Origin of the sequence: Massilia alkalitolerans DSM 17462 (assembly GCF_000427785.1) — a bacterium.
Lineage (GTDB): Bacteria > Pseudomonadota > Gammaproteobacteria > Burkholderiales > Burkholderiaceae_D > Telluria > Telluria alkalitolerans.
This window is the reverse complement of the sequence record NZ_ATYR01000006.1, coordinates 86,864-107,887: the sequence shown is the minus strand read 5'-3', so window position 1 is coordinate 107,887 and position 21,024 is coordinate 86,864. Positions and strand designations below refer to the sequence as shown.

Sequence of the window (21,024 nt, the reverse complement as noted above, 5' to 3'; positions counted from 1 at the left end):
ATGGCTGCCCTCGGGCAGCCATTTTTTTCGTCCCGGCGCCATCCGGCGCCGCTTCTCTTGTCAGCGCGCCGCCGCGCTCCAGCGGATCCTGCCGCGCAGCGCGGCGCTGCCGCCTTCGCAGTTCTGCTGGAAGCGCAGGTCGATCTCGGACAGCTGGTCCTGCACGTAGCTCACCTTGTCCACCACGAACCAGCCGCTCAGGGTATTGCAGCCGCGGCCGTCGCCGCTCCAGGACAGCCCCCCACGGATCGGGTTGTGGAAGGGGTAGCGCTGCAGGTTGCCGTAATAGCCAGGCTGCAGCTGGCTCAGGGTGTTCATGCCCGCGAAGTCGCCCGACCACCAGCTGTCGCCGTTCACGCTGACCTGCAGGCGCGCGCCGGTCGCCGTCACCTTCAGCACCGCGTTCGCATCGGTAAAGCTGCGGGTCAGGCCGCCGCCGATGTAGTCGCCCGGCATGCTGCTCAGGTAAACGAAGTTGCCGCTCGCCGGCGTCGCGCCCGCCGCGGGCGTCCACAGCCCGGTCGGCGGCGGATTGAGCGGGCCCGGCGGCGCCGTGTTGTCGTCCGCGCGCCACTTGATCTTGCCGCGCAAGGCGCTGCTGCCGCCCTCGCAGCGCTGCTCGAAGCGCATCTCCAGCGCCGTCATGCTGCCGCCGACGTAGCTCACGCTGTCGACCACGAACCAGCCCAGCAGCCGGTTGCAGCCGCGGCCCTCGCCGCTCCAGGACAGGCCGCCGCGCACCGGGTTGTGGAAGGGGTAGCGCTGCAGGTCGCCGTAGTAGCCCGGCTCTAGCTGGGTCATGCCGGTCATGCCGGCGAAGTCGCCGCTCCATTGCTCGTCACCGGTCACCCCTACCTTCAGATGGGCACTGTTGCTGCCGATGTTCAGCATGGCATTGCTGCCGGTGTAGGTGTAGGTGCGTCCGCCGCCGATGTAGTCGCCCTGGGTGCTCTGCAGGTAGACGTAGTTGCCGCTGGCCGGCAGCGCCGATGCGCTCGGGGTCCACAGGCCGGCCGGCACGGGCGCCGGCTTGGGAGCGGCCGTGCTGCCGTTCGCGCTCCAGCGAACGCGGCCATGCAGGGCGGTCTGTCCGCCCTCGCAGCGCTGCTCGAAGCGCAGGTCGATCGCGCTCAGTACGCTGCCTTCATAGGTGACGCTGTCGACGATGAACCAGCCGGCCAGGGTATTGCAGCCGCGCCCTTCGCCGGTCCACGCCAGGCCGCCATGGACCGGATTGTGGAAGGGGTAGCGGGTCAGGTTGCCGTGGTAGCCCGGCTGGAGCCGGGTCAGGCTGTTGGGCGGCACGAATTCGCCGGACCAGTTCTCGTCGCCGGTAAGGTTGATGCGCAGGCCGGCGCCGATCGGGGTGACCGAGAACAGCGTGTCGGCGCCGGTGTACAGGTAGGCCTTGCCGGCGCCGATGTAGTCGCCCGCCTCGCTTTCCAGGTACACGGCATTGCCGCCGGCCGGCATCCGTCCCTCGGCCGGGCGCCACAAGGCGGCATTTACGGTCACCCGCGCCATTGCACTGGCTGCACTGCCGTCGCTGACTGTCAGGCCGAGTTCATAGCTGCCCTCGACGTCGGCCAGGAAGGCCGGGGTGGCGGTGGTGGACATGGCCAGCACGGCGGCGCTGCCGGCCGGCTTCGACAGCAGGGTCCATGCATAGGCGATGCTGCGACCGGGCGCCACGCTGCTCGCGCCGCCGTCCAGGGTCACGACCTTGCCGGGGGGGACGTTGCGGTCGACGCCGGGCCGCGCCACCGGCACATAGGCCATGCCTGGCTCCTGGTAGGCGATGCCGTTCTGGATCGCCACCAGCACCATCGCCTGGTTCTCGGCGCTTTCGCTGAAGCCTTTCAGCACCGAGGCCGGCGTGGCCGCACCACGGTCGAGCACACCGCGCCAAAAGGCGATGCCGGCCACTTCGCCAGGACGGCCGAGCACGTTCTGGTAATAGCGCTCGACGATCTGGGCGTTGGACGGATTGCTGCCATAGATGCCGCGGTACTCGGCGGAGGCCACGAAGCCCTCGGCGATCGCGTCGAGCGAGCTACCGCGCTCGAGGGCGTCGATCCAGAAACCCACACCGGCCTGGTCCGGGATGCGCGCGAACGCTGCCTGGTAGAGGCGGTAGACCTGGCCGGCGATGCCTTCTACGTCGAGCGCCAGCGAACTGTCGGCGAAGCGCAGGCGCGCATTGGCGGGAACCGCGGTGACCGCCCCACCGCGGACCAGGTCGACCACGTTCCAGCCCGTGGCGGTGCGCACGACCGTGTACTCCCAGCGCATGCCAGGGAACGCATGCTGCCCCGAGACGAGGCTGGCGCGCGTGGACGCCATGCCGGCGGACTGTACGGGATCTTCGGCGCTGCCGCCGCAGGCAACGAGGGCGATGGCTGCGGCGAAGGCAAGCAGGAGTTGGCGAAATAGCATGATGAAGTAGCACTGAAACCGATGAGCGGGCGATCATGCCACAGGCGGCCCGCGGCCGGGCTTGTCGATGCGCAAATACGACAGCTTTTTCGGTGTTCAAGATCCGGACGCGCGGCCGGATGCCTGTCCCGGCGGCATCGTATAATCGGCCTCCCCAACTCCAGGAAGTGGCCGTGCGCAAGCACATCCTCATCGTCAGTCCCGCCAGTGCGCGCGAGAACAATGGCAACTGGCAAACCGCCAGCCGTTGGGCGCGCTTCCTGCGCGCCGTCCACCGCGTCGACATCGCCGGCGCCTGGCCGGGGTCCGACCCGGCGCCCGACCTGATGATCGCCCTGCATGCGCGCCGTTCCGCCGCCTCCCTGGCCGCGTTTGCCGACTCCTACCCCGGCCGTCCGGCGATCCTGGTGCTGACAGGGACCGACCTGTACCGCGACATCGCCCTGGACGCCGCGGCCCGCGCCTCGCTCGAGCGCGCCCACGCCCTGGTCCTGCTGCAGCCGGCCGGCCTGGCCCTGCTGCCGGAGGCGCTGCGCGCCAGGGCGCGCGTCATCTACCAGTCGGCGCCGAGCCTGCGCCCGTACCCGCGCCGCGGGCAGGCGCGCTTCGCCGACATCTGCATGGTCGGCCACCTGCGCGAGGAAAAGGATCCATTGACCTTCATCCGCGCCGCCGGCATGGTGACCCACCCCGCCGCGCGCCTGCTGCACATCGGTGGCGCGCTCGATCCCGAGCTGGGCCAGGCCGCCCTCGAGGCGCAGGCAGCCAACCCGCGCTACCGCTGGCTCGGCGCCCTGCCCCACGGGAGCGCGCGCCAGCGCCTGAAACGCTGCCACGCGATGGCCATTACCTCGCGCATGGAAGGCGGCGCCAACGTGATCATCGAAGCCGTGACCAGCGGCGTGCCGGTGCTGGCGTCCGACATCAACGGCAACCGCGGCATGCTGGGCGAGGACTATGCCGGCTATTTCGCGCCGGGCGATGCGGCCGCGCTGGCCCGGCTGGTCGACCGGATCATCGGCGACAGCGGATTCGACGCCCTGTTGCGGCGCCAGTGCGCGGCCCGCGCCGCCCTGTTCCTGCCTGGCGCCGAGCAAGCGGCGGTGCGCGACTTGGTGGATAATCTGCTCCTTCACGCGCCCGGCGCGACCACCAACACGAAAGACTAGGATGAGCACGACGACTGACCAACCAATCAAACTGACTTCGTTCTCGCACGGCGGCGGCTGCGGCTGCAAGATCGCTCCCGGCGTGCTGTCTGAAATCCTGAGCAAATCCGCCGGTTTCCCGGTGCCGAAGGAGCTGATGGTCGGCATCGAGACGGCCGACGATGCCGCCGTCTACAAGCTCAACGACGAGCAGGCCCTGATCGCCACCACCGACTTCTTCATGCCGATCGTCGACGATCCCTTCGACTTCGGCCGCATCGCCGCGACCAATGCGATCTCGGACGTGTACGCGATGGGCGGCACCCCGATCATGGCCCTGGCCCTGGTCGGCATGCCGGTCAACAAGCTGCCGCTCGAGACCATCGGCCAGATCATCCGCGGCGGAGAGTCGGCCTGCGCCGACGCGGGCATCCCGATCGCCGGCGGCCATACCATCGACTCGGTCGAGCCGATCTACGGCCTGGTGGTGATGGGCCTGGTGCATCCGTCCAAAATCAAGCGCAATGCCGACGCCAGGGCCGGCGACGTGCTCGTTCTCGGCAAGCCGCTCGGCGTGGGCGTGCTGTCGGCCGCGCTGAAGAAGGATGCGCTGGGCGAAGAAGGCTACGCAGCCATGATCGCCAATACCACCAAGCTGAACAAGCCCGGCCGCCTGCTGGCCGAGATGCCGGGCGTGCATGCCCTGACCGACGTCACCGGCTTCGGCCTGCTGGGCCACCTGCTGGAACTGGCGCGCGGCGCCAGGCTGTCCGCCACGCTCGAGATGGACAAGGTGCCGCTGCTGCCCGGCGTGCTGCAGCTGGCCCAGGACGGTTTCTTCACCGGCGCTTCAGGCCGCAACTGGGATGCCTACGGCAAGGACGTCGACCTCGGCGCCGCCGTCACGCCGGCCCAGCGCGCGCTGCTGACCGACCCGCAGACCTCGGGCGGCCTCCTGGTATCCTGCGACCCGGCCAGCGTGGACGAGGTACTGGCGCTGTTCGCCCGCGAAGGTTTCGAGCATGCGGCCGTGATCGGCCGCATGGGCGAAGGCGCTGCACGCGTCAGCGTCGCTTAAACTCTCCCCCTGGCGGCCGCCAGCGCCTCGAACCGGTCCGCCAGCGCCTCGGCCTGGCGCTGCGGATCGAAGCCCGCGTAGCGCCGCGCAAAGGCCGCGGCGGCGTCGCGGTAGCCCGGCCGCCCCAGGAGGCTTTCCACCAATGCCTCCCAGTCGCGCGCACGCGCCTGCTCCATCGCATTGATCCCCGCCCCCAGCTGCGCGACGCGGCGCGCCATCAGGAAGCCTTCCGTCGTATGCGGCAGCATCAGGAGCGGCCGCCCGGCCAGCAGGGCCTGCGCGCTCAAGGCTTCGCCCGCGTGACTGACCACCAGCTCGCAGCCGGCCAGCGCCTCCGGCAAGGAGACCGGTCCCGGCGCCCAGGCCAGATGCGGATGCGCGAGCGGCGCCGGCGCGCCGCCAGCCAGCTCGGGCATGTAGCACAGCACCCGGCAGCCCTGCCGCAGCAACGCCCCCAGCACCTCGGCAGTTTCTGGCACCCCGCGGCGCAGGTAGGCGAACACCCGCCTGCCCTCGCCGGCCGGCCATGCGGGTGCGCATCCGGCCGGCTGCGGCAGGTTCGGGCCCAGCCAGGGGCCGCTACCGCCGCGCGCGAAGTGGTCGAGTTCGGGCCAGGTGCACAGCAGCGGATGGTCCCCCAGCAGCAGTTCGGCGCCGCGCGCCAGCGGCGCGGCGCCGAGCGCGGCCAGCACCCGGTTGGCGCTGTCCAGCAGGCGCGCCTCGCCAGCGCGCAGCCGCGCCGGCTGCGGCGGTTCCCAGCTGCGCAGCGGCGGCAGGGGCTGGCCGGCGGGCGGCATCGTGAAGCCCGGCCCGAGCGCCGCGCTGGGCAAGCCCAGGCTGCGCGCCGCCAGGATGGCGGTGGGCGCGTAATCCGCGATCACCAGGTCGGGGCTGCCTTGCCGGAACAGTCCGCGCCAGCCCTCGCACAGGCCGGCCAGCGCGTCCGCATCGAGGTAGCCGCAGGCGAGCAGGATCTCGGCCAGGCTGGCTTCCTCCGGCGGCAGGCCGGCGGTGCGGTGCAGCCAGACCGGCGCCTGCAGGCGCGCAATGCCGTCGAGCCGGGGGTCGAGCAGCAGGCGCCGCGTGAGCACCAGGTCGCGCAGCACGAAGCTGACCCGGTGGCCGCGCGCGCGCAGCGGCAGCGCGATCGACTTGAGGCGGCCGGCGTGGCCGAGGCCGCCGCCGAGTTCCCAGCAAAGGTAGAAGTGAGCCATGCCCGGCAGTGTAGCCGAAGCCTGGCTGCGGCCGACAGCCGCGGGATGGGGTCAGGACTGCGCGGCCGGGAGCCCGTCGGCATCATCGACGCCAGGGAGGCCGCTCTTCTCGCCTGGCGGCGACGGGAACTGGAGCGGCGCCGAAGCATTCAGCGACAGCACGACTGCGCTCAGCACCAGCAACACGAACAGCAGCACCACCAGCGCAAGCAGGACCGGTAGCGGAAGGACGATTGCGACTGTTTGGCTCATGGCATCTCCCGATTCAATGGAACTTGCGCGCGCTTGAGCCAAGCCAAGCGGATCGCGCAAGCCCATACTGTGCCATTGCCTTCAATAAAGAAATTGACCGGGCGCAAGAGCAACCCGCGCAGCGTAGGCGCCTCAGGCAGGCGGCTCGGTATGCATCGGCTCCGGCGGCCGGTCGACCAGTCCGTGCCCGACGCGTTCGTATTCAGCGATCACCTGGGCGCCGAGCAGCAGCAGCGTGGCCGCGATCTCGAGGCTGAACATGACCACGATCGCCGTCGTCATCGAGCCGTACACCAGGTTCACCTGCGACAGGGTCGAGAAATACCAGACCAGCACACGCCGTGCGAGCTCCCACAGCAGCGCCGCGCTGACGCCGCCGATCAGCGCATGCCACAGCGACAGGCGGCCTACCGGCATCACCAGGTAGATCGAGGTCAGTACCAGGATTTCGCCGAACAGCCCGAGCAGGTAGAGCAAGGCGCCCGAGACGCCGCCCAGCGACCACTGGACGCCGAACAGCCAGATGCTCTCCTTGCCCAGCACTTCGAGCGCGCCGGCCACCAGGGTCACGATCATGACGCCGACTCCCAGTGCCAGGATGTAGCAGTACGGGAGCACGGCTGAGACCAGGAAGTGGCGGCGCCGGACCGATACCCGGTGGATGAAGATCACGCTCATCGCGTTCTCCAGCACCGTGAAGGCGAGCGAACTGAAGAACAGCATGGTGCCGCCCAGCACCCAGGTGATCAGCTCGCGGTTTTCGAGGAAGTGCGCCACCTCGTCCACGATCGGCTGCGACTGTCCCGGCACCAGCATGCCCAGGTAGCGCTGCAGGGTCTCGAGCAGCTCGGCCTGCTCGATGAAGTGCGACAGCGCCACCACCGCCAGCATCAGGAAGGGCACGATCGACAGCAGCGCATAATAGGCGACAGCGCCGGCCAGCAGCAGGCCCTGGTTGGCGCGAAAGCCCCGGATCACCTGCAGGCTGAAGTTGAGCGGGTGCGCCAGGATCCAGGCATTGGCGCGCTGGTCCAGCAGGCGCTCGCGCCAGCTCCTGCGCCGCGTCATCGGGCCAGCCTGATCCCGGTGAACTGCCAGCGCGCCCCGGCCGGGAAGAAGTTGCGGTAGCTGGCGCGCGCATGGCCACCGGGCGTGGCGCAGGAGGAACCGCGCAGTACGTACTGGTTGACCATGAACTTGCCGTTGTATTCGCCGATGGCGCCGGCGGCCGGCGCATAGCCGGGGTAAGGCGCGTAGCTGCTGCTGGTCCACTGCCAGCAGGCCCCGAACATCTGCAGCAGGCCGTCGCCTTCCGCCGCTTCCGGATGCAGGGCGCCGCCGGCGAGCGAGGCCTGGCGCGCGGCGAATTCCCACTCGGCCTCGGTCGGCAGGCGCGCGCCGCGCCAGCGCGCATAGGCGTCGGCCTCGTACAGCGAGATATGGGTGACCGGGCGCGCCGGGTCGAGCGCCTGCACCCCGTGCAGGGTGAACTCGCTCCAGGCGCCGTCGTCGGATGCTAGCCAGTAGAGAGGGTGCAGGATTTCGCCGCTGCATACCCGGTCCCAGCCTTCGGCCAGCCACAGGGAGGGATCGCGGTAGCCGCCGGCCCGGATGAACTCCAGGTACTCGCCATTGGTGACCAGGCGCGAAGCCAGCTCGAAGGGTGCGACGTAGGTGCGGTGACGCGGCAGCTCGTTGTCGAAGCAGAAGCCGCTGCCGCCGTAGCCGATTTCGGCCAGGCCGCCGTCGTACTCGATCCAGGCAGTCGGTTCCGGCGCCATGCCGGCCTCCATCTCCTGCGGCGAATAGGCCGGGTACAGCGGGTTCTGGGCCAGCAGGTGCTTGAGATCGGTAAGCATCAGTTCCTGGTGCTGCTGCTCGTGCTGCAGCCCGAGTTCGAGCAGCCTGGCGACCTCAGGCCCGGTGCCTGCCGCCAGCAGCCTGGCGATGCGGCCGTCGACGTCCTGGCGGTAGGCGCGCACCTCGTCCAGCGCGGGCCGGGTGAGCAGGCCGCGCCAGGGGCGCGGATGCTTGGCGCCGATGCCGTTGTAATAGGAGTTGAACAGCACCCGGAAGGCCGGGTGGAAAGGCGCAAAGCCGGGCTCGTACGCTTCGAGGATGAAGGTCTCGAAGAACCAGGTGGTATGCGCCAGGTGCCACTTGACGGGGCTGGCGTCCGGCATCGACTGTGCGCAGCAGTCCTCGCTAGATAAGGGCGCGGCGATCTCGAGCGAGCGGCGGCGCACCCGGTCGAAGGCGTGCAGGAGGTCTTCGCGCTGCCCGATGCCCATCAGTGAATCGCCTGTGCGTGGATCACCGCGAACCAGCGCTGCGGATCGGTCCACACGCGGGTGGCCTCGAACCCGGAACGCTCCAGCAAGGCGATCGCATCGGCCTGCTGGTACTTGTAGCTGTTCTCGGTGTGGATGCGCTCGCCCGGCTCGAACACGCGCGAGCAGGCCTTGCCGCCGCAGTTCCAGTGCACCTCTTGGCGGCGCACCGCCTCCAGGTGCATCTCGACGCGGCCGCGCTCGGCCTGGTAGAAGCCGTGGTGGCGCCAGGCGCGGATGTCGAAGTCGGCCCCGACCAGGTGGTTCACGTGGCGCAGCACGTTCAGGTTGAAGGCCGCGGTGACCCCGAGGGCGTCGTCATAGGCGGCGTCGAGGGTGGCCTTGTCCTTGGCCAGGTCGATGCCGATCAGCACGCCGCCATCGTCGCCGCACTGGGCGCGCAGGCGGCGCAGGAAACCCAGGGCCTCGTCCGGGGTGAAGTTGCCGATCGAGGAGCCGGGGTAGAAGAACAGGCGGCGCGCGGCGCGTACCTGCGCGGGCAGCTCGAAGCGGCTGGAAAAGTCCATGCCCAGCGCTTCCATGTCGATGTGCGGGAAGCGCTGGCGCAGGCGCTCGAGGGCCTCGCACAGGAAGCCGGTCGAGATGTCGACCGCCACGTACTGGGCGGGGTTCAAGAGCGGGAACAGCGCCGCCGCCTTGGCGCAGTTGCCGGCGCCCAGGTCGACCAGCGTCGCCCCAGGGCCGGCCACGCGCGCGATCTCGGCCCCGTGGCGGGCGAAAATGGCGGCCTCGGTGCGGGTCGGGTAATACTCGGGCAGTTCGCAGATGGCCTCGAACAGCTTCGAGCCGAGCGCGTCGTACAGGAACTTGGGCGAGATCCAGGCGCCAGGGGCCTGGAGGCCGGCGTGCAGCTCGTCCGCCACATGGGCATTGGCGGCGCGCGGGCGGTCTTGCGTGCAGGAGATGTGCATAAGCGTTATCATTCGTGCCGCCATACCGCCGGATGCGCCATGGCATAGGGTTCAGTTGCTGTTTTTGCCATAATAGCGGATTCCGGATTTTTGCCGCTTCCCGCAGCCGTGCTGCCGTGACGTCCCCGGTTCACCACTTTCCATTACTTAATAAGAATGCCAACCATGACTTCGTTCTCGTCTTCGCGTGTCCTGAAAACCATGTTCGCCGCCGCTACGGTGAGCTTGAGCTTTGCCGCCGCCGGCGGCGCCTATGCCCAGAACACGCCGGGTGTGCTGCGCGTCTCGGCCATCCCCGACGAAGCGCCGACCGAGCTGCAGCGCAAGTTCGAGCCGCTGGGCAAGTACCTGTCCAAGGCAACCGGCCTGAAGGTCGAGTTCACTCCGGTGACCGACTACGCGGCCTCGGTCGAAGGCCTGATCAACCGCAAGATCGACATGGTCTGGTTCGGCGGCTTCACCTTCGTGCAGGCGAACGTGCGCAGCAAGGGCCAGGTCGTGCCGCTGGTGCAGCGCGCCGAGGACGAGAAGTTCCGCTCGGTCTTCATCACCACCAAGCCGGACATCAACAAGCTGGAAGACCTGAAAGGCAAGACCCTGTCCTTCGGTTCGGAGTCGTCGACCTCGGGCCACCTGATGCCGCGTTCCTTCCTGCTGGGCGCGAAGATCAACCCGGACACCGACCTCAAGCGCGTCGCCTTCTCGGGCGCGCATGACGCCACCGTGGCCGCTGTCGCGGGCGGCAAGGTCGACGCCGGCGCCCTGAACATCTCGGTGTGGGACAAGCTGGTGGAAACCAGGAAGGTCGACCCCAAAGTGGTGCGCGTGTTCTACACCACCCCGGGCTACTACGACTACAACTGGACCGTGCGCAGCGACATGAGCCCGGCCCTGCAGAAGAAGATCACCGACGCCTTCCTGGCGCTGGATGCCTCGACCCCGGAAGGCAAGCAGATCCTGGACCTGCAGCGCGCCACCAAGTTCGTCCCGACCAGGACCGCGAACTACGGCGCGATCGAGGCCGCGGCGCGCAACGCCGGCCTGCTGAAGTAATCCGGAGCTGGCTGCTGCGCGATGACTTTCCGGCTCGAGAAACTCACGGTACGCCACCTGGCGGCAACGGCGCAGGCGCCGGCCGCCCTCCATGAACTCGACCTGGACGTCGCGCCCGGCGAGCAGCTGGCCCTGATCGGCCCTTCCGGCGCCGGCAAGACCACCCTGCTCGCCACCCTCGCCTGCGCCCACCGCCCGCAGTCCTCGGACGTGGGCGGCTTCTCCGTCTTCGGACAAGACCCGTGGGCCTTGCCGCAATCGGCACGCCACCGCCTGCGCGCGCGCCTGTTCCTGGCGCCGCAGACCCCGCCGCTGCCGCCGCGCCAGCGCGTGGTCACCGCGGTGCTGGCCGCGCGCCTGCCCCACATGAGCCTGTGGCAGGCCTTCGCCTCGCTGGTGCGCCCGAGCGATCCGGACGCCGCCCACGCGGCCCTGGCGCGCTTCGGCCTGGGCGACAAGCTGTATGCGCGCGTCGACCGCCTGTCGGGCGGCGAGCGCCAGCGCTGCGGCCTGGCGCGCCTGCTGCTCTCCAGCGCCGAAGCCTTCCTGGTCGACGAGCCGATCTCCGCGCTCGACCCGGCCCTGGCCCGCCATACCCTGGCCACGCTGCAGCAGGAAGCCTCGGCGCGCAAGGCTAGCCTGGTGTGCAGCCTGCACCAGGTCGAGATGGCGCGCGCCCACTTCCCGCGCCTGGTCGGCCTGCGCGCCGGGCGCATCGTGTTCGACGCCGCCACCAGCACGGTGAGCGACGCCATGATCGCCGCCCTGTACGAGAACGAGGCGGTCGAGGCGCACCCGCAGCCTCCGCACGAGTCACCCGAGCGGATCGCCGTCGGCGCCTGCTTCTGATGAAGGCCGCCCATCCGGACCCGGCCTGGCGCGGCCGCGTCACCGCCACGCTCGTCTGCCTGCTGCTCCTGTGGCCGATGCTGGCGGCGAGCGAGTTCAAGCCCTGGCTGCTGTTCGACCCGCAAAGCCTGGCGGCGGCCTGGCACTTCCTGTCCGACTTCCTGCGTCCCTCGCTCGAGGGCGAGTTCCTGGCCATGGTGCTGCGCGAGACCTGGCAGACCGTGGCGATCGCCACCGCCGGCCTCTCGCTGGCCCTGCTGGGCGCGATTCCGGCCACCATGCTCATCAGCGAGCGCCTGTCGATTTCGCGCCTCGGCACCGGACGCATGCACCCGCTGGCTTCGCTGGTGCGCCAGCTGCTGCGCTGGGTGCTGGTGCTGCTGCGCAGCGTTCCCGAACTGGTGTGGGCGCTGCTGTTCGTGCGCATCGTCGGCCTCGGGCCGACCGCCGGGGTGCTGGCCATCGCCCTGACCTATTCGGGCATGCTGGCCAAAGTCTATGCCGAGATCCTGGAATCATCCAGTGCCCATGCGACCGACATCCTGCTGGCCAACGGCAGCGGACGCCTCCCGGCCCTGCTGTACGGCGCCCTGCCGGAATCGAGCGCCGAACTGGTGTCTTATACCGTCTACCGCTGGGAATGCGCGATTCGCGGCTCGGCGGTGATGGGCTTCGTCGGCGCCGGCGGCCTGGGCCAGCGCATGGAAGAGTCGACCAAGATGATGGCGGGCGGCGAAGTGTCCACCATGCTGATCATGTTCGTGCTGCTGGTGGCGCTGGCCGACCTGGTCTCCAAGCTGCTGCGCCGGAGGCTGGGATGACGCCGCAGCTGCCGCCACCGCCGCCGCGCAGCTGGGGCACCCCGGTGCTGCTGCTGGCGCTGGCCGCCCTGGTGGCGGCGAGCTTTGCCTCGCTGCCGCTGCAATGGTCGGCCTTCTTCACGCCCGAGGCGCTGGCGTCCGGCGCGGAATTCCTGGCCGGCTTCACGCCGCCCGAGACCGGCCGCGCCTTCCTCGCCAAGACCGCCGGCGCCCTGTGGGAGACCCTGGCGATGTCCCTGGTCGGCACCTTGCTGGCGGTGATCGGCGGCATGCTGCTGGCCCTGCCCGCGGCCGGCCGCCTCGGCCGGGTGCTGCGCGGCCTGACCCGGGCGCTGCTGAACATCCTGCGCTCGATCCCGGAACTGGTGTGGGCCGCGCTGCTGCTGGTCGCGGCCGGCCTCGGCCCCTTCGCCGGCACCCTGGCGCTGGCGGCGCACACCAGCGGCGTGCTGGGGCGCCTGTTCGCCGACGCCCTCGAGAACGTCGAGCCGCTGCCGGAAGCGAGCCTGCGCACCAACGGCGCCGCGCCCCTGAGCGCCTTCCTGTACGCTACCCTGCCGCAGGCCCTGCCGCAGATGCTGTCCTATACCCTGTACCGCTGGGAGAACAACATCCGCGCGGCCGCCGTGCTGGGCGTGGTCGGCGCCGGCGGGCTGGGCCAGATGCTGAAGTACCACCTGTCGCTGTTCCAGATGCAGAGCGCCGCCACCGTCGTGATCGCGATGCTGCTGCTGGTGGCCAGCGTGGATGCCCTCAGCTTCGCGCTGCGCCGTACGCTGACCCGCTGAACCTACAGTCAGGAATATCATGCTCGTCCTCGACAACCTGAACAAGTCCTATGGCGGCCGCACGGTGCTGTCGCAGCTGTCGCATGCCTTCCGCGCCGGCGAGTTCGTGGCCATCATGGGCGAATCGGGGGTCGGCAAGTCGACCCTGCTGAACATCATCGCGGGCCTGGACGCGCCCGACGCGGGCCAGGTGATCGTGGACGGCACGCCGATGTCGGCGCTCGACGACGCCGCGGCGACCCGCCTGCGCCGCACCCGCATGGGTTTCATCTTCCAGGCCTTCCACGTGCTGCCGCACCTGACGCTGCGCCAGAACGTGGCGCTGCCGCTGCTGCTGAACCGCACACCCGACGGGCGCGCCGACGAGATGCTGGCCGCGGTCGGCCTGGCCGGGCGCGGCAACGACTTCCCGCGCCAGCTGTCCGGCGGCGAACTGCAGCGCGTGGCGATCGCCCGCGCGCTGGTGCACCGCCCCGCCCTGCTGCTGGCGGATGAACCGACCGGCAACCTCGACCCCGAGACCGCCGGGGGCATCCTCGAGCTGCTGCGCCGCGAAACCCGTCTAAGTGGCGCCGGCGCCATCATGGTCACCCACTCCCACGCCGCGGCCGCCATGGCCGACCAGGTGCTGCTCCTGACACGTTCCGGATTGAAATTAGCGTAAATTCCGCGAAGAAAGACCGATGTTGCGGTCCGTTACGTTCAATTCGTAAATCGCGTGCAGCGCAATCGTAGTAATATCACAACGACCCCACCACATAAGTCGTGACAAAACACAGGGGGCTATTTCCAGAACAAGTCGATCTGTCCCGAATTATCGTTTTTATATTCGGAGAAGCACCATGAGCGTACGACAGAAAAAACAGGAAATGCTCGCCGCGATGCACCGGGCCCGGGCCCTGGAGCCGTCGAGCTTCGTGCCCAACAAACTGCTCGACACCCTGATCGAGCGCATGCAGCTGAAGAATGATGCCGAGCTGTGCCGTGTACTCGAGGTGCAGCCGCCGATCATCAGCAAGATCCGCCACCGCAAGCTCAACGTCGGCGCCACGATCCTGCTGCGCATGCACGAGAAATCGAACATCCCGATCCGCGAACTCAAGGAGCTCACCAGCGCCTCGGTACACTAGAACGCTCAGTCCTGGCTGGCCGGCGGGCGTCCCGTCTTGAGCTGGGGGAGCGCCGCCAGCACCGCCTTGAGGGTCGCGATGTCGACCTGGCCCAGCAGGGCCACACCGATGCGCAGCAGCTCGCTCTTCTTGACGTCGATGCCGGCGCGCAGGCAGGCTTGCTTGACCTCGGCAAGCACGGCGTATTCCTGCTCGGGCATGGTGAAGCTGTCGCGCACCAGCACCGGGCGCGCCGTGTCGGCCTCGCGTACCGCGGCCGGAGCCGCCGCCTTGCGCGGCGCGCGTTTCGCCACCGGGGCGGCCAGCGACTTCGCGGCCGCCTTTGCGGCTGCCTTGACGGTGGGTTTGGTGGCTTTCGCCGGCGCCGCCTTCACGGCTGGCGCCTTGGCGGCGGGCTTTGCGGCAGGTTTCACTGCTTTGGCGAGCGCGGCTTTCGCGCGCGCAGCTCCCTTGGCTGCCGCCGTGACGGCAGCGGACTTCCTGGGCATTACTGACTCCATCGTTCAACAAGCTAAACAATATAGTCGATTTGCCACTAGAGTGCCAACGTGAGCATCAACTCGAAGGTGATTTGAACGCGCGGACGGCGAAGCCGTCCACCCTACAAAATCCGATCATCCTCATCGGCAAACTCCTGCGCGATGCCGGCGAACTCCGCCTCCAGCGCAAAGAAGGCATCCAGCACGTCCGGGTCGAAATGCGTGCCGCGGCCCTGCCGCATGATCTCGAGCGACTGCGCGTGGGAGAACGGCGGCTTGTACACGCGGCGCGAGATCAGCGCATCGTAGACGTCGGCCACCGCCATCAGGCGCGCCGAGACCGGTATCGCATCGCCGCTCAGGCGTTCCGGGTAACCGCTGCCGTCCCATTTCTCCTGGTGCGAATGGGCGATCTCGCGCGCGAACATCAGGAAGCTGTTGCTGCCGCCCAGGTGCTTCTCGGCCAGCATGATGGTGTCTCGCCCGTAGGCCGCATGCAGCTTCATCACCTCGAACTCCTCCGGGTCGAGCTTGCCCTGCTTTTGCAGGATGCGGTCGGGAATCGCGACCTTGCCGATGTCGTGCAAGGGCGCCGACTTGGTCATCAGCTCGATGTTCTCGTCGGTCAGGCTGGCGGCGAAGCGCGGGTGGCTGCGCAGCTTCATCGCCAGCGCGCGCATGTAGCGCTGGGTGCGGCGGATGTGGTTGCCGCTCAGGCCATCGAGCTTGCCGTCGCGGGTCTCGGCCATCGCCCCCATCGCCAGGATCAGGGCTTCCTGCATCAGGAGCAGTTGCGCGGTGCGCTGCTGGACCATGCGTTCGAGGTTCTCGTTATGCTCCTGCAACAGCTTGCGCGCCGCGCGCAGGGTCAGGTGGGTCGAGACGCGCGCGAACAGGATCGGCGGACTGATCGGCTTGCCGAGGTAGTCGACCGCGCCCACCGACAGGCCCATCGCCTCATCCTCGATCTGGTTCTTCGCGGTCAGGAAGATCACCGGGATGTCGCTGGTCGCCGGGTTGGCCTTGAGCTGGCGGCAGGTCTCGTAGCCGTCCATCCCCGGCATCATCACGTCGAGCAGGATCAGGTCCAGGTCCGGGGTCGAGCAAGCGACCTGCAGCGCGGTGCTGCCGTTGGTGGCCACCTTGGTGTGGTACTTGTCCTTCAGCAGGCGCGACAGCAGCATGATGTTGTCCGGCGTATCGTCGACGATCAGGATCGTCGGCCGGTATGGTCGGTCATGCTGCGCGTCCTGCGGCACCCGGTCCTTCAGTGAATTCATAGTTGTTCCGCAATGGAGGAAGAAGTGCCGCTGGCCTGGGTCAGCACCAGGCGCGCCTCTTCGAATTCGTAACGCGACAGGTGCGCCTCGAGGCGCGCCAGCGCGCCCGGGCCGAGCAGGCGGCCCAAGGAAGCGCGCACGGTGTCGAAATAATCGGTGGCTTCGCCCGAGAACTCGGCCAGCAGGCGTTCCAGCTGGGCCGCGGCCGCGCGGGCGCGCTCGGCATCGCTGCTGTCCGGCTCGCCGTTCCCGAGCGGCGCCGCGGCCGGCACTTCAGGGGCGTTGGCGAAGTAGCAGTCGAGCGAATCCATCAGGTCGGCCACGGCGCGCTCGAGCGCCGTCACGCTGCGTTCGAGCGCGGCAAGCTCAGGCTCGCGCAGCGCAGGCCTGGCGGCCTGCTCTTCGATCTCGCGCGCCAGCGACATCAGCTCGCGTGCGCCGATGTTGCCGGCTACCCCGCGCAGCGAATGCGCACGGCTGGCCACTTCGCGCAGGCGGCCGCCGTCGAAGTCGCTGCGAATGCTGCAGCCGGCGTCGCGCTGGGACGTGCGGAAGCGGTCCAGCAGCTCGACGTAGAGGGCGCTGTTGCCGCCGACGTTGCGCAGGCCGAAGCCCGCATCGATGCCGGCCAGGCCCGGGAGCGGCGCCAGCTCGGCGGCCTGGTCCTGGGCCGACAGCGCGGGAGCCGAAAACCGCGCCGGCAGCGCCTTGCCCATCCAGCGCGCCAGGGTAGCGTACAGCTTTTCCGGATCGACCGGCTTGGTGATGTAATCCTGCATGCCCTCGCTCAGGCAGCGCTCGCGGATCTCGGCCAGCGCATGCGCCGTCATCGCGATCACCGGCAGCTCGTCGAAGCGCGGGTCCTTGCGCAGCTCGACCGTGGCGGCGTGGCCGTCCAGCTGCGGCATCTCGAGGTCCATCAGCACCAGGCGGTAGGCGCCCGGACCGGCGTCGAACAGCTTTTCCAGCGCCTGGTGGCCGGTCGAGGCCACGTCCACGTCGACACCCTGGGCTTCGAGCAGCTCGCGCGCGATCTGCTGGTTGACCAGGTTGTCCTCGACCACCAGCACGCGCGCGCCATGCGCCTGGGCGCGCGCAACGAAGGCGCCGCCTCCGCCCGTCTGGGCGGCCGTGAACAGGCCGGCCAGGGTGCCGGACAGCGCCGACTGCACGAAGGGTTTGAACAGGAAGCCGTTGACGCCCGCCTCTTCGGCGCTGGCCTGCACGTCCTCGCGTCCGAAGGCCGTCACCAGCACGGTAAGCGGGGGCGCGCGCAGGTCCTTGTTCGCGGTGATGCGGCGCACCAGTTCGATGCCGTCCATGCGCGGCATGGTGCAGTCGGTCAGCACCAGGCGGTAAGGCATGCCGGCGGCATCGGCCGCGATGATGGCGCCTTCGGCGTGGCGCGCATCCGACGCGCACTCGACCCGCAGCGGCAGCGCCGCCAGGGCCTCGCGCAGGATGGCGCGCGCCAGCGCGCTGTCGTCGACCACCAGCACGCGCGCGCCGGTCAGTTCCGGCGGCGCCACCAGGGTCGACTCGGGTTCGCCCGACAGGGCGAAATCGAGGTCGAAGTGGAAGGTCGAGCCGGCACCAGGGGCGCTGTCGACCGCGATGCGCCCGCCCATCAGGCCCACCAGCTGCTGCGAGATCGACAGTCCCAGGCCGGTGCCGCCGTACTCGCGCGTGGTCGAGCCGTTGGCCTGGCTGAAGGCGCGGAACAGCTTGGCCTGCTGCTCCTCGCCGATGCCGATGCCGGTGTCGCGCACGGCGAAGCGCAGCTTCACCCTGCCCGGCTCGCCTCCCTTGAGGGGAATGCACGAGAGCTGGATCTCTCCCGCCGGCGTGAACTTGGCCGCGTTGTTGACCAGGTTGATCAGGACCTGGCCCAGGCGCAGCGGGTCGCCCACGAGCTTGCGCGGCACCGCGTGCGGCACGTGGAACAGGTATTCGAGGCGCTTGTCGGCGGCGCGCTGGCTGGTGACGCTGGCCACGTTGCCGAGCACCTCGTCCAGGCAGAACGGCACCTGCTCGACGTCGAGCTTGCCGGCCTCGATCTTGGAAAAGTCGAGGATGTCGTTGATGATCCCGAGCAGCGACAGCGCAGCGCGGTGGATCTTGCCGACGTAGTCCTGCTGCTTGGGATTGAGGTCGGTGCGCAGCGCCAGGTAGGCCATGCCGATGATCGCGCTCATCGGGGTGCGGATCTCGTGGCTCATGTTGGCCAGGAACTCGGACTTGGCCACGTTCGCCGCTTCCGCGCGCAGGTTCGACTGGGTCAGTTCCTCGGTGCGGGCGGCGATCTTCTGCTCCAGGTCCTCGTTCAGTTCGCGCAGCTGCTGCTCGATGCGGCTCTTCTCGCGCAGCAGGCCGTTGGTGACCTGCTCGGCCTGGCGCAGCCGGTTCAGGGTGTCGCGGAAACTGCGCACCGCGGACGACAGGCGCCCGACCTGGTCGCGCCGGCCGATGCCGGACAGCCGGATGTCGGTCTCGCCGCGCGCCAGCTTCTCGAGCGCGTCCTGGATGTCGGCGAAGGGCTGCGACATGCGCCGCCCGACCACGAACACGCAGGCCACGATGGCCAGCGTGAGCAGGATATTGGCGGCGGCGGTATGCACGATCTGCTTGCGCAGGTCCTCGTCGATCTGTTCGCGCGAGAAGGCCAGCTCGATCGCTCCCACCGGGTACTGGCGGGTGCCGTCGTTGTAGTGGATGCGCTGGCGTACCCACAGTTCGGCCCTGGTGTCGTCGTGGCTGCCGAGCGCCGCGATCAGGCTGCCGTCCGGGGCCAGCACGCGCAGGGTCTGCACTTCCGGCGTCGCGCCGAGCGCGTCGACCACCGAGGACACCGCGGCGCTGTTGATGTCGAACAACGGACGCGCCAGCGCCTGCGACAGCACGCGCGCCTGGCGCTCCATGCGTTCCTGCAGGCGCGCGTCGGCATCCAGACGCAAGGTATGCAGCGTATAGGTGGTGTACACGCCGGTCGACAGCGCGACCGCGAGCACGATGCCGGCGCCGAGCCGGAACACGATATTCTGGCGCCAGTTCTCGACCAGGCGGCGCGGCACCACGCGCACCCGGCTGCGGCGGCCGTTAATGATCTCCCCCGCGGCTGCCGAGCTGGCGGCCGCCGAGCTCCTGCTGTTCGCGCTTGCGGTAGGCGGGACTGTTGCGCACTTCTTCGATCGCATTCCACAGGCGCGCGGCCAGCTGCGGCTGGCTGGTGACCAGGGCGTTCGACAGCACCAGGAAATAAGGTTTTTCCATCAGCGGCAGCGGCAGCATTTCGAGCCGCTTGCCATGCGGGCCGCGCATCAGGCGCGCGGCATCGCCGCCGCCCATCGCGGCGCCCGCCAGGCGTCCGGCGACCAGTTTCTGCATCAGTTCGTCCGAGCGCTGGCTGCCGTCGTCGGTCGCCACGCCCTGGGCGCGCAGGAAGTCCCCCACCGAATAGCCGAGCTGGAAGCCGATGCGGCCGTCCAGGTTGCGGATGGCCTTGCCGTCCCAGTCGAGGCGGCTGCCGCGCGGACGCACCAGCATGTAGGTATCGAGGTGCATGCGCTTGGAGGCGTCGACGCGCGGATCGGGCGCGCCGGGGGCCACGCCCGGGTAGGCGCCGAGCGCCATGCGCTCGCGGTTGAAGCTGACCGCGAAGGCGCCGCCGACCTGGTTCGCCTTGAGCTGCTCGAGGCAGCGCTTCCAGGGCATGCTCTGGTAATCGAAGGTGACGCCGGTACGTCTCGCGACCTCGGCCAGCAGTTCGAAGTTCAGCCCGCCGCCATCGAGGGTGCGCCAGGGCCGCACTTCCTGGCGCTCGAAACACAGGGTGAGGTGTTCACCCGGCGCGGCCTGCACCCGGGCATGCGCAAGCAGGCAACAGACGGCCAGGGCGGGAAGCAGGTAGCGGCGCATGGAAAGCTGGCAAGAGGCATGGTTGAACGAACAACAGAAGTATGCCACCAGAAGTTTCCAAACAACAGTAAAAACAACTAGTCAGCATGGAAAACGACAGCGCCGGTCACGCGTCGCCCTGGTTATCAGGCAGCCAGGAGGATCTGCGAACGCACCTGGTTGCGTCCTTCGTTCTTGGCAAGGTAGACCGCCGCATCGGCCGCGGCAAACAGATCCTTGATGCCCTGGCCTTCCGTCATGGTCGCCACGCCGATGGAGACCGTGGCCTGCACGCTCGGCTTGTTCAACAGGGGCGTTTGGGCGATGCCGGTACGGATACGTTCTCCCACCTCCATCGCGGTCGCCAGCGAGGTTTCCGGCAGCACGACGACGAACTCCTCGCCGCCGAAACGGGCACAGAAATCGGCGGAACGCAGGAAGCCGCGCAGCGCCTGGGCGAAGGCACGCAGGACGTCGTCGCCTACCATGTGGCCGAATTCGTCGTTGATGTTCTTGAAGAAGTCGATGTCGAGCATCAGGATCGAGAAGGGCCGGCCCGAGGAAGCAAACTGCGCCACCTGCTGCTTGAGGACATCATCGAGCGCGCGGCGGTTCCAGTGCCCGGTCAGCGCATCGGTCGCCGCATCGAGCTCGACTTTCTGCAGCGCCGCGCGCAATTGCGCCGCCAGCGAAGCATTGGCATGCTGCAGGCGTATCCCTTCGAGCAAACGCTGCGAGATCGCCCGCGTATAGTAGGCAGTCAGGGCAATGAATACGCTCAGGCCGGCAGCGTAGTCGAGCGCGCCCGGGGTACCGGCCGCCAACAGCAATCCCGACACAGATACCACCCACTGCATGCCGATTTGCCCGTAATAGGCCACCACGTAGGTGCCGTACACCTGGGCGTTGATCGAGGTGACGCCGCACAGCAGCGCCATCAGGATGGCGTCGAGCGCCGGGTCGTAGCCGATCAGGAACCAGGTCAGCAGCCCCCATGCGAAGCCGTCCAGTGCGGCAATCCAGCGCAGCCGGACGCCATGCATGGCCAGCGTCGAGCCGGCGCCGATCATCCGCTGCAGGACCCACAGGCTGCCGGCCCATATCGCGGCGGCGCTGCCCAGCCACGATGCGATCGACTGCACCGGCACGTGGTCCCGGCAAAACCACACGGCAAGCAGCCAGCCGACCGGTGTGGTGGTCAGTGCGCGACGAAGCGCAATCGCACATTCCGAAAAACCTGTCGCACGCGCGAGCGCCAGGTCGGATTCACCCATTGGCTGGTTGGTGGTCACGAGGTCAACATTATTTGCGGAATTGAAACTTTCAATATCTTGTCAGGC

General features: G+C 68.8%; 19 protein-coding genes. 8 read left to right on the top strand and 11 right to left on the bottom strand.

The annotated features are described in order from the left end of the window. Positions 1 to 60: 60 nt before the first annotated feature. Positions 61 to 2,436 (bottom strand): DUF4214 domain-containing protein, encoded by a 2,376-nt coding sequence (locus YWC_RS0108535; protein WP_027864989.1) that lies wholly within the window; start codon positions 2,434 to 2,436, stop codon positions 61 to 63. A gap of 173 nt (positions 2,437 to 2,609) precedes the next feature. Between YWC_RS0108535 and senB the strand changes: the two genes are divergently transcribed. Both senB and selD read left to right on the top strand, forming a co-directional pair. Then, entirely contained in the window at positions 2,610 to 3,605 is a 996-nt protein-coding gene (senB, locus tag YWC_RS0108530; RefSeq protein WP_027864988.1) for a selenoneine biosynthesis selenosugar synthase SenB, read from the top strand. A 1-nt stretch (position 3,606) separates the two neighbouring features. Continuing rightward, complete coding sequence (gene selD / locus YWC_RS0108525; RefSeq protein WP_027864987.1) at positions 3,607 to 4,662, top strand: selenide, water dikinase SelD; 1,056 nt, start codon at positions 3,607 to 3,609, stop codon at positions 4,660 to 4,662. Here the strand turns inward: selD and YWC_RS0108520 are convergent. The 5 genes from YWC_RS0108520 to egtD all read right to left on the bottom strand — a co-directional run bounded on the left by YWC_RS0108520 (position 4,659) and on the right by egtD (position 9,390). After that, a complete protein-coding gene (locus YWC_RS0108520; protein ID WP_027864986.1) occupies positions 4,659 to 5,876 on the bottom strand; it encodes a glycosyltransferase in 1,218 nt (405 codons plus the stop codon). The genes selD and YWC_RS0108520 overlap by 4 nt on opposite strands. A gap of 51 nt (positions 5,877 to 5,927) precedes the next feature. Then, complete coding sequence (locus YWC_RS0108515; protein WP_027864985.1) at positions 5,928 to 6,128, bottom strand: hypothetical protein; 201 nt, start codon at positions 6,126 to 6,128, stop codon at positions 5,928 to 5,930. A 132-nt stretch (positions 6,129 to 6,260) separates the two neighbouring features. Further along, the gene (locus tag YWC_RS28800) at positions 6,261 to 7,196 is read right to left on the bottom strand and encodes a YihY/virulence factor BrkB family protein (protein ID WP_051306332.1); all 936 of its coding nucleotides are present in this window, start codon (positions 7,194 to 7,196) and stop codon (positions 6,261 to 6,263) included. Then, positions 7,193 to 8,419, bottom strand: a complete 1,227-nt coding sequence (gene egtB, locus YWC_RS0108505; protein ID WP_027864984.1) for an ergothioneine biosynthesis protein EgtB — start codon at positions 8,417 to 8,419, stop codon at positions 7,193 to 7,195. Before egtB ends, YWC_RS28800 begins: the two co-directional genes overlap by 4 nt. Then, the gene (egtD, locus tag YWC_RS0108500; RefSeq protein WP_051306331.1) at positions 8,419 to 9,390 is read right to left on the bottom strand and encodes an L-histidine N(alpha)-methyltransferase; all 972 of its coding nucleotides are present in this window, start codon (positions 9,388 to 9,390) and stop codon (positions 8,419 to 8,421) included. The genes egtB and egtD overlap by 1 nt, the downstream gene beginning before the upstream one ends. Positions 9,391 to 9,555: 165 nt before the next feature. Here egtD and YWC_RS0108495 point away from each other — a divergent pair, with 165 nt between their 5' ends. From YWC_RS0108495 to YWC_RS0108470, 6 genes are all read left to right on the top strand, one after another. Continuing rightward, positions 9,556 to 10,443: a putative selenate ABC transporter substrate-binding protein gene (locus tag YWC_RS0108495; RefSeq protein WP_027864982.1), complete on the top strand. Its 888-nt coding sequence runs from the start codon at positions 9,556 to 9,558 to the stop codon at positions 10,441 to 10,443. A gap of 21 nt (positions 10,444 to 10,464) precedes the next feature. Next, on the top strand, positions 10,465 to 11,292 hold the full coding sequence (locus YWC_RS0108490; protein WP_027864981.1) for a phosphonate ABC transporter ATP-binding protein: 828 nt from the start codon (positions 10,465 to 10,467) through the stop codon (positions 11,290 to 11,292). Then, complete coding sequence (locus tag YWC_RS0108485; RefSeq protein ID WP_027864980.1) at positions 11,292 to 12,113, top strand: PhnE/PtxC family ABC transporter permease; 822 nt, start codon at positions 11,292 to 11,294, stop codon at positions 12,111 to 12,113. Before YWC_RS0108490 ends, YWC_RS0108485 begins: the two co-directional genes overlap by 1 nt. Next, positions 12,110 to 12,901: a phosphonate ABC transporter, permease protein PhnE gene (gene phnE, locus YWC_RS0108480; protein ID WP_027864979.1), complete on the top strand. Its 792-nt coding sequence runs from the start codon at positions 12,110 to 12,112 to the stop codon at positions 12,899 to 12,901. The genes YWC_RS0108485 and phnE overlap by 4 nt, the downstream gene beginning before the upstream one ends. 19 nt (positions 12,902 to 12,920) lie before the next feature. Continuing rightward, positions 12,921 to 13,565: an ABC transporter ATP-binding protein gene (locus YWC_RS0108475; protein ID WP_027864978.1), complete on the top strand. Its 645-nt coding sequence runs from the start codon at positions 12,921 to 12,923 to the stop codon at positions 13,563 to 13,565. Positions 13,566 to 13,743: 178 nt separating this feature from the next. Beyond that, positions 13,744 to 14,031 carry a hypothetical protein gene (locus tag YWC_RS0108470; protein WP_027864977.1) on the top strand — a complete coding sequence of 96 codons (288 nt, stop codon included), beginning with the start codon at positions 13,744 to 13,746 and terminating at the stop codon, positions 14,029 to 14,031. Positions 14,032 to 14,036: 5 nt separating this feature from the next. Here YWC_RS0108470 and YWC_RS32740 read toward each other — a convergent pair whose 3' ends face one another. The 5 genes from YWC_RS32740 to YWC_RS31520 all read right to left on the bottom strand — a co-directional run bounded on the left by YWC_RS32740 (position 14,037) and on the right by YWC_RS31520 (position 20,958). Then, the gene (locus tag YWC_RS32740) at positions 14,037 to 14,519 is read right to left on the bottom strand and encodes a hypothetical protein (protein ID WP_051306330.1); all 483 of its coding nucleotides are present in this window, start codon (positions 14,517 to 14,519) and stop codon (positions 14,037 to 14,039) included. A 113-nt stretch (positions 14,520 to 14,632) separates the two neighbouring features. Continuing rightward, a complete protein-coding gene (locus tag YWC_RS0108460) occupies positions 14,633 to 15,790 on the bottom strand; it encodes a response regulator (RefSeq protein ID WP_051306329.1) in 1,158 nt (385 codons plus the stop codon). Continuing rightward, a complete protein-coding gene (locus YWC_RS28795) occupies positions 15,787 to 18,984 on the bottom strand; it encodes a response regulator (RefSeq protein WP_084416358.1) in 3,198 nt (1,065 codons plus the stop codon). The genes YWC_RS0108460 and YWC_RS28795 overlap by 4 nt, the downstream gene beginning before the upstream one ends. Further along, complete coding sequence (locus YWC_RS0108450; protein WP_036213748.1) at positions 18,887 to 19,705, bottom strand: substrate-binding periplasmic protein; 819 nt, start codon at positions 19,703 to 19,705, stop codon at positions 18,887 to 18,889. The genes YWC_RS28795 and YWC_RS0108450 overlap by 98 nt, the downstream gene beginning before the upstream one ends. Positions 19,706 to 19,830: 125 nt before the next feature. Further along, entirely contained in the window at positions 19,831 to 20,958 is a 1,128-nt protein-coding gene (locus YWC_RS31520) for a GGDEF domain-containing protein (protein ID WP_156923569.1), read from the bottom strand. Positions 20,959 to 21,024 lie beyond the last annotated feature (66 nt).

Excerpts from the sequence above, each read along its gene's own strand:
- YWC_RS0108450 (WP_036213748.1), bottom strand. The coding sequence starts at position 19,705 with ATGCGCCGCTACCTGCTTCCCGCCCTGGCCGTCTGTTGCCTGCTTGCG.
- YWC_RS28795 (WP_084416358.1), bottom strand. The coding sequence starts at position 18,984 with ATGCGATCGAAGAAGTGCGCAACAGTCCCGCCTACCGCAAGCGCGAAC.
- YWC_RS32740 (WP_051306330.1), bottom strand. The coding sequence starts at position 14,519 with ATGCCCAGGAAGTCCGCTGCCGTCACGGCGGCAGCCAAGGGAGCTGCG.
- YWC_RS0108535 (WP_027864989.1), bottom strand. The coding sequence starts at position 2,436 with ATGCTATTTCGCCAACTCCTGCTTGCCTTCGCCGCAGCCATCGCCCTC.
- egtB (WP_027864984.1), bottom strand. The coding sequence starts at position 8,419 with ATGGGCATCGGGCAGCGCGAAGACCTCCTGCACGCCTTCGACCGGGTG.
- YWC_RS0108460 (WP_051306329.1), bottom strand. The coding sequence starts at position 15,790 with ATGAATTCACTGAAGGACCGGGTGCCGCAGGACGCGCAGCATGACCGA.
- phnE (WP_027864979.1), top strand. The coding sequence starts at position 12,110 with ATGACGCCGCAGCTGCCGCCACCGCCGCCGCGCAGCTGGGGCACCCCG.
- selD (WP_027864987.1), top strand. The coding sequence starts at position 3,607 with ATGAGCACGACGACTGACCAACCAATCAAACTGACTTCGTTCTCGCAC.
- YWC_RS0108475 (WP_027864978.1), top strand. The coding sequence starts at position 12,921 with ATGCTCGTCCTCGACAACCTGAACAAGTCCTATGGCGGCCGCACGGTG.
- egtD (WP_051306331.1), bottom strand. The coding sequence starts at position 9,390 with ATGCACATCTCCTGCACGCAAGACCGCCCGCGCGCCGCCAATGCCCAT.
- YWC_RS0108485 (WP_027864980.1), top strand. The coding sequence starts at position 11,292 with ATGAAGGCCGCCCATCCGGACCCGGCCTGGCGCGGCCGCGTCACCGCC.
- YWC_RS0108495 (WP_027864982.1), top strand. The coding sequence starts at position 9,556 with ATGACTTCGTTCTCGTCTTCGCGTGTCCTGAAAACCATGTTCGCCGCC.
- YWC_RS0108515 (WP_027864985.1), bottom strand. The coding sequence starts at position 6,128 with ATGAGCCAAACAGTCGCAATCGTCCTTCCGCTACCGGTCCTGCTTGCG.
- YWC_RS0108520 (WP_027864986.1), bottom strand. The coding sequence starts at position 5,876 with ATGGCTCACTTCTACCTTTGCTGGGAACTCGGCGGCGGCCTCGGCCAC.
- YWC_RS0108470 (WP_027864977.1), top strand. The coding sequence starts at position 13,744 with ATGAGCGTACGACAGAAAAAACAGGAAATGCTCGCCGCGATGCACCGG.
- YWC_RS28800 (WP_051306332.1), bottom strand. The coding sequence starts at position 7,196 with ATGACGCGGCGCAGGAGCTGGCGCGAGCGCCTGCTGGACCAGCGCGCC.
- YWC_RS31520 (WP_156923569.1), bottom strand. The coding sequence starts at position 20,958 with ATGGGTGAATCCGACCTGGCGCTCGCGCGTGCGACAGGTTTTTCGGAA.
- YWC_RS0108490 (WP_027864981.1), top strand. The coding sequence starts at position 10,465 with ATGACTTTCCGGCTCGAGAAACTCACGGTACGCCACCTGGCGGCAACG.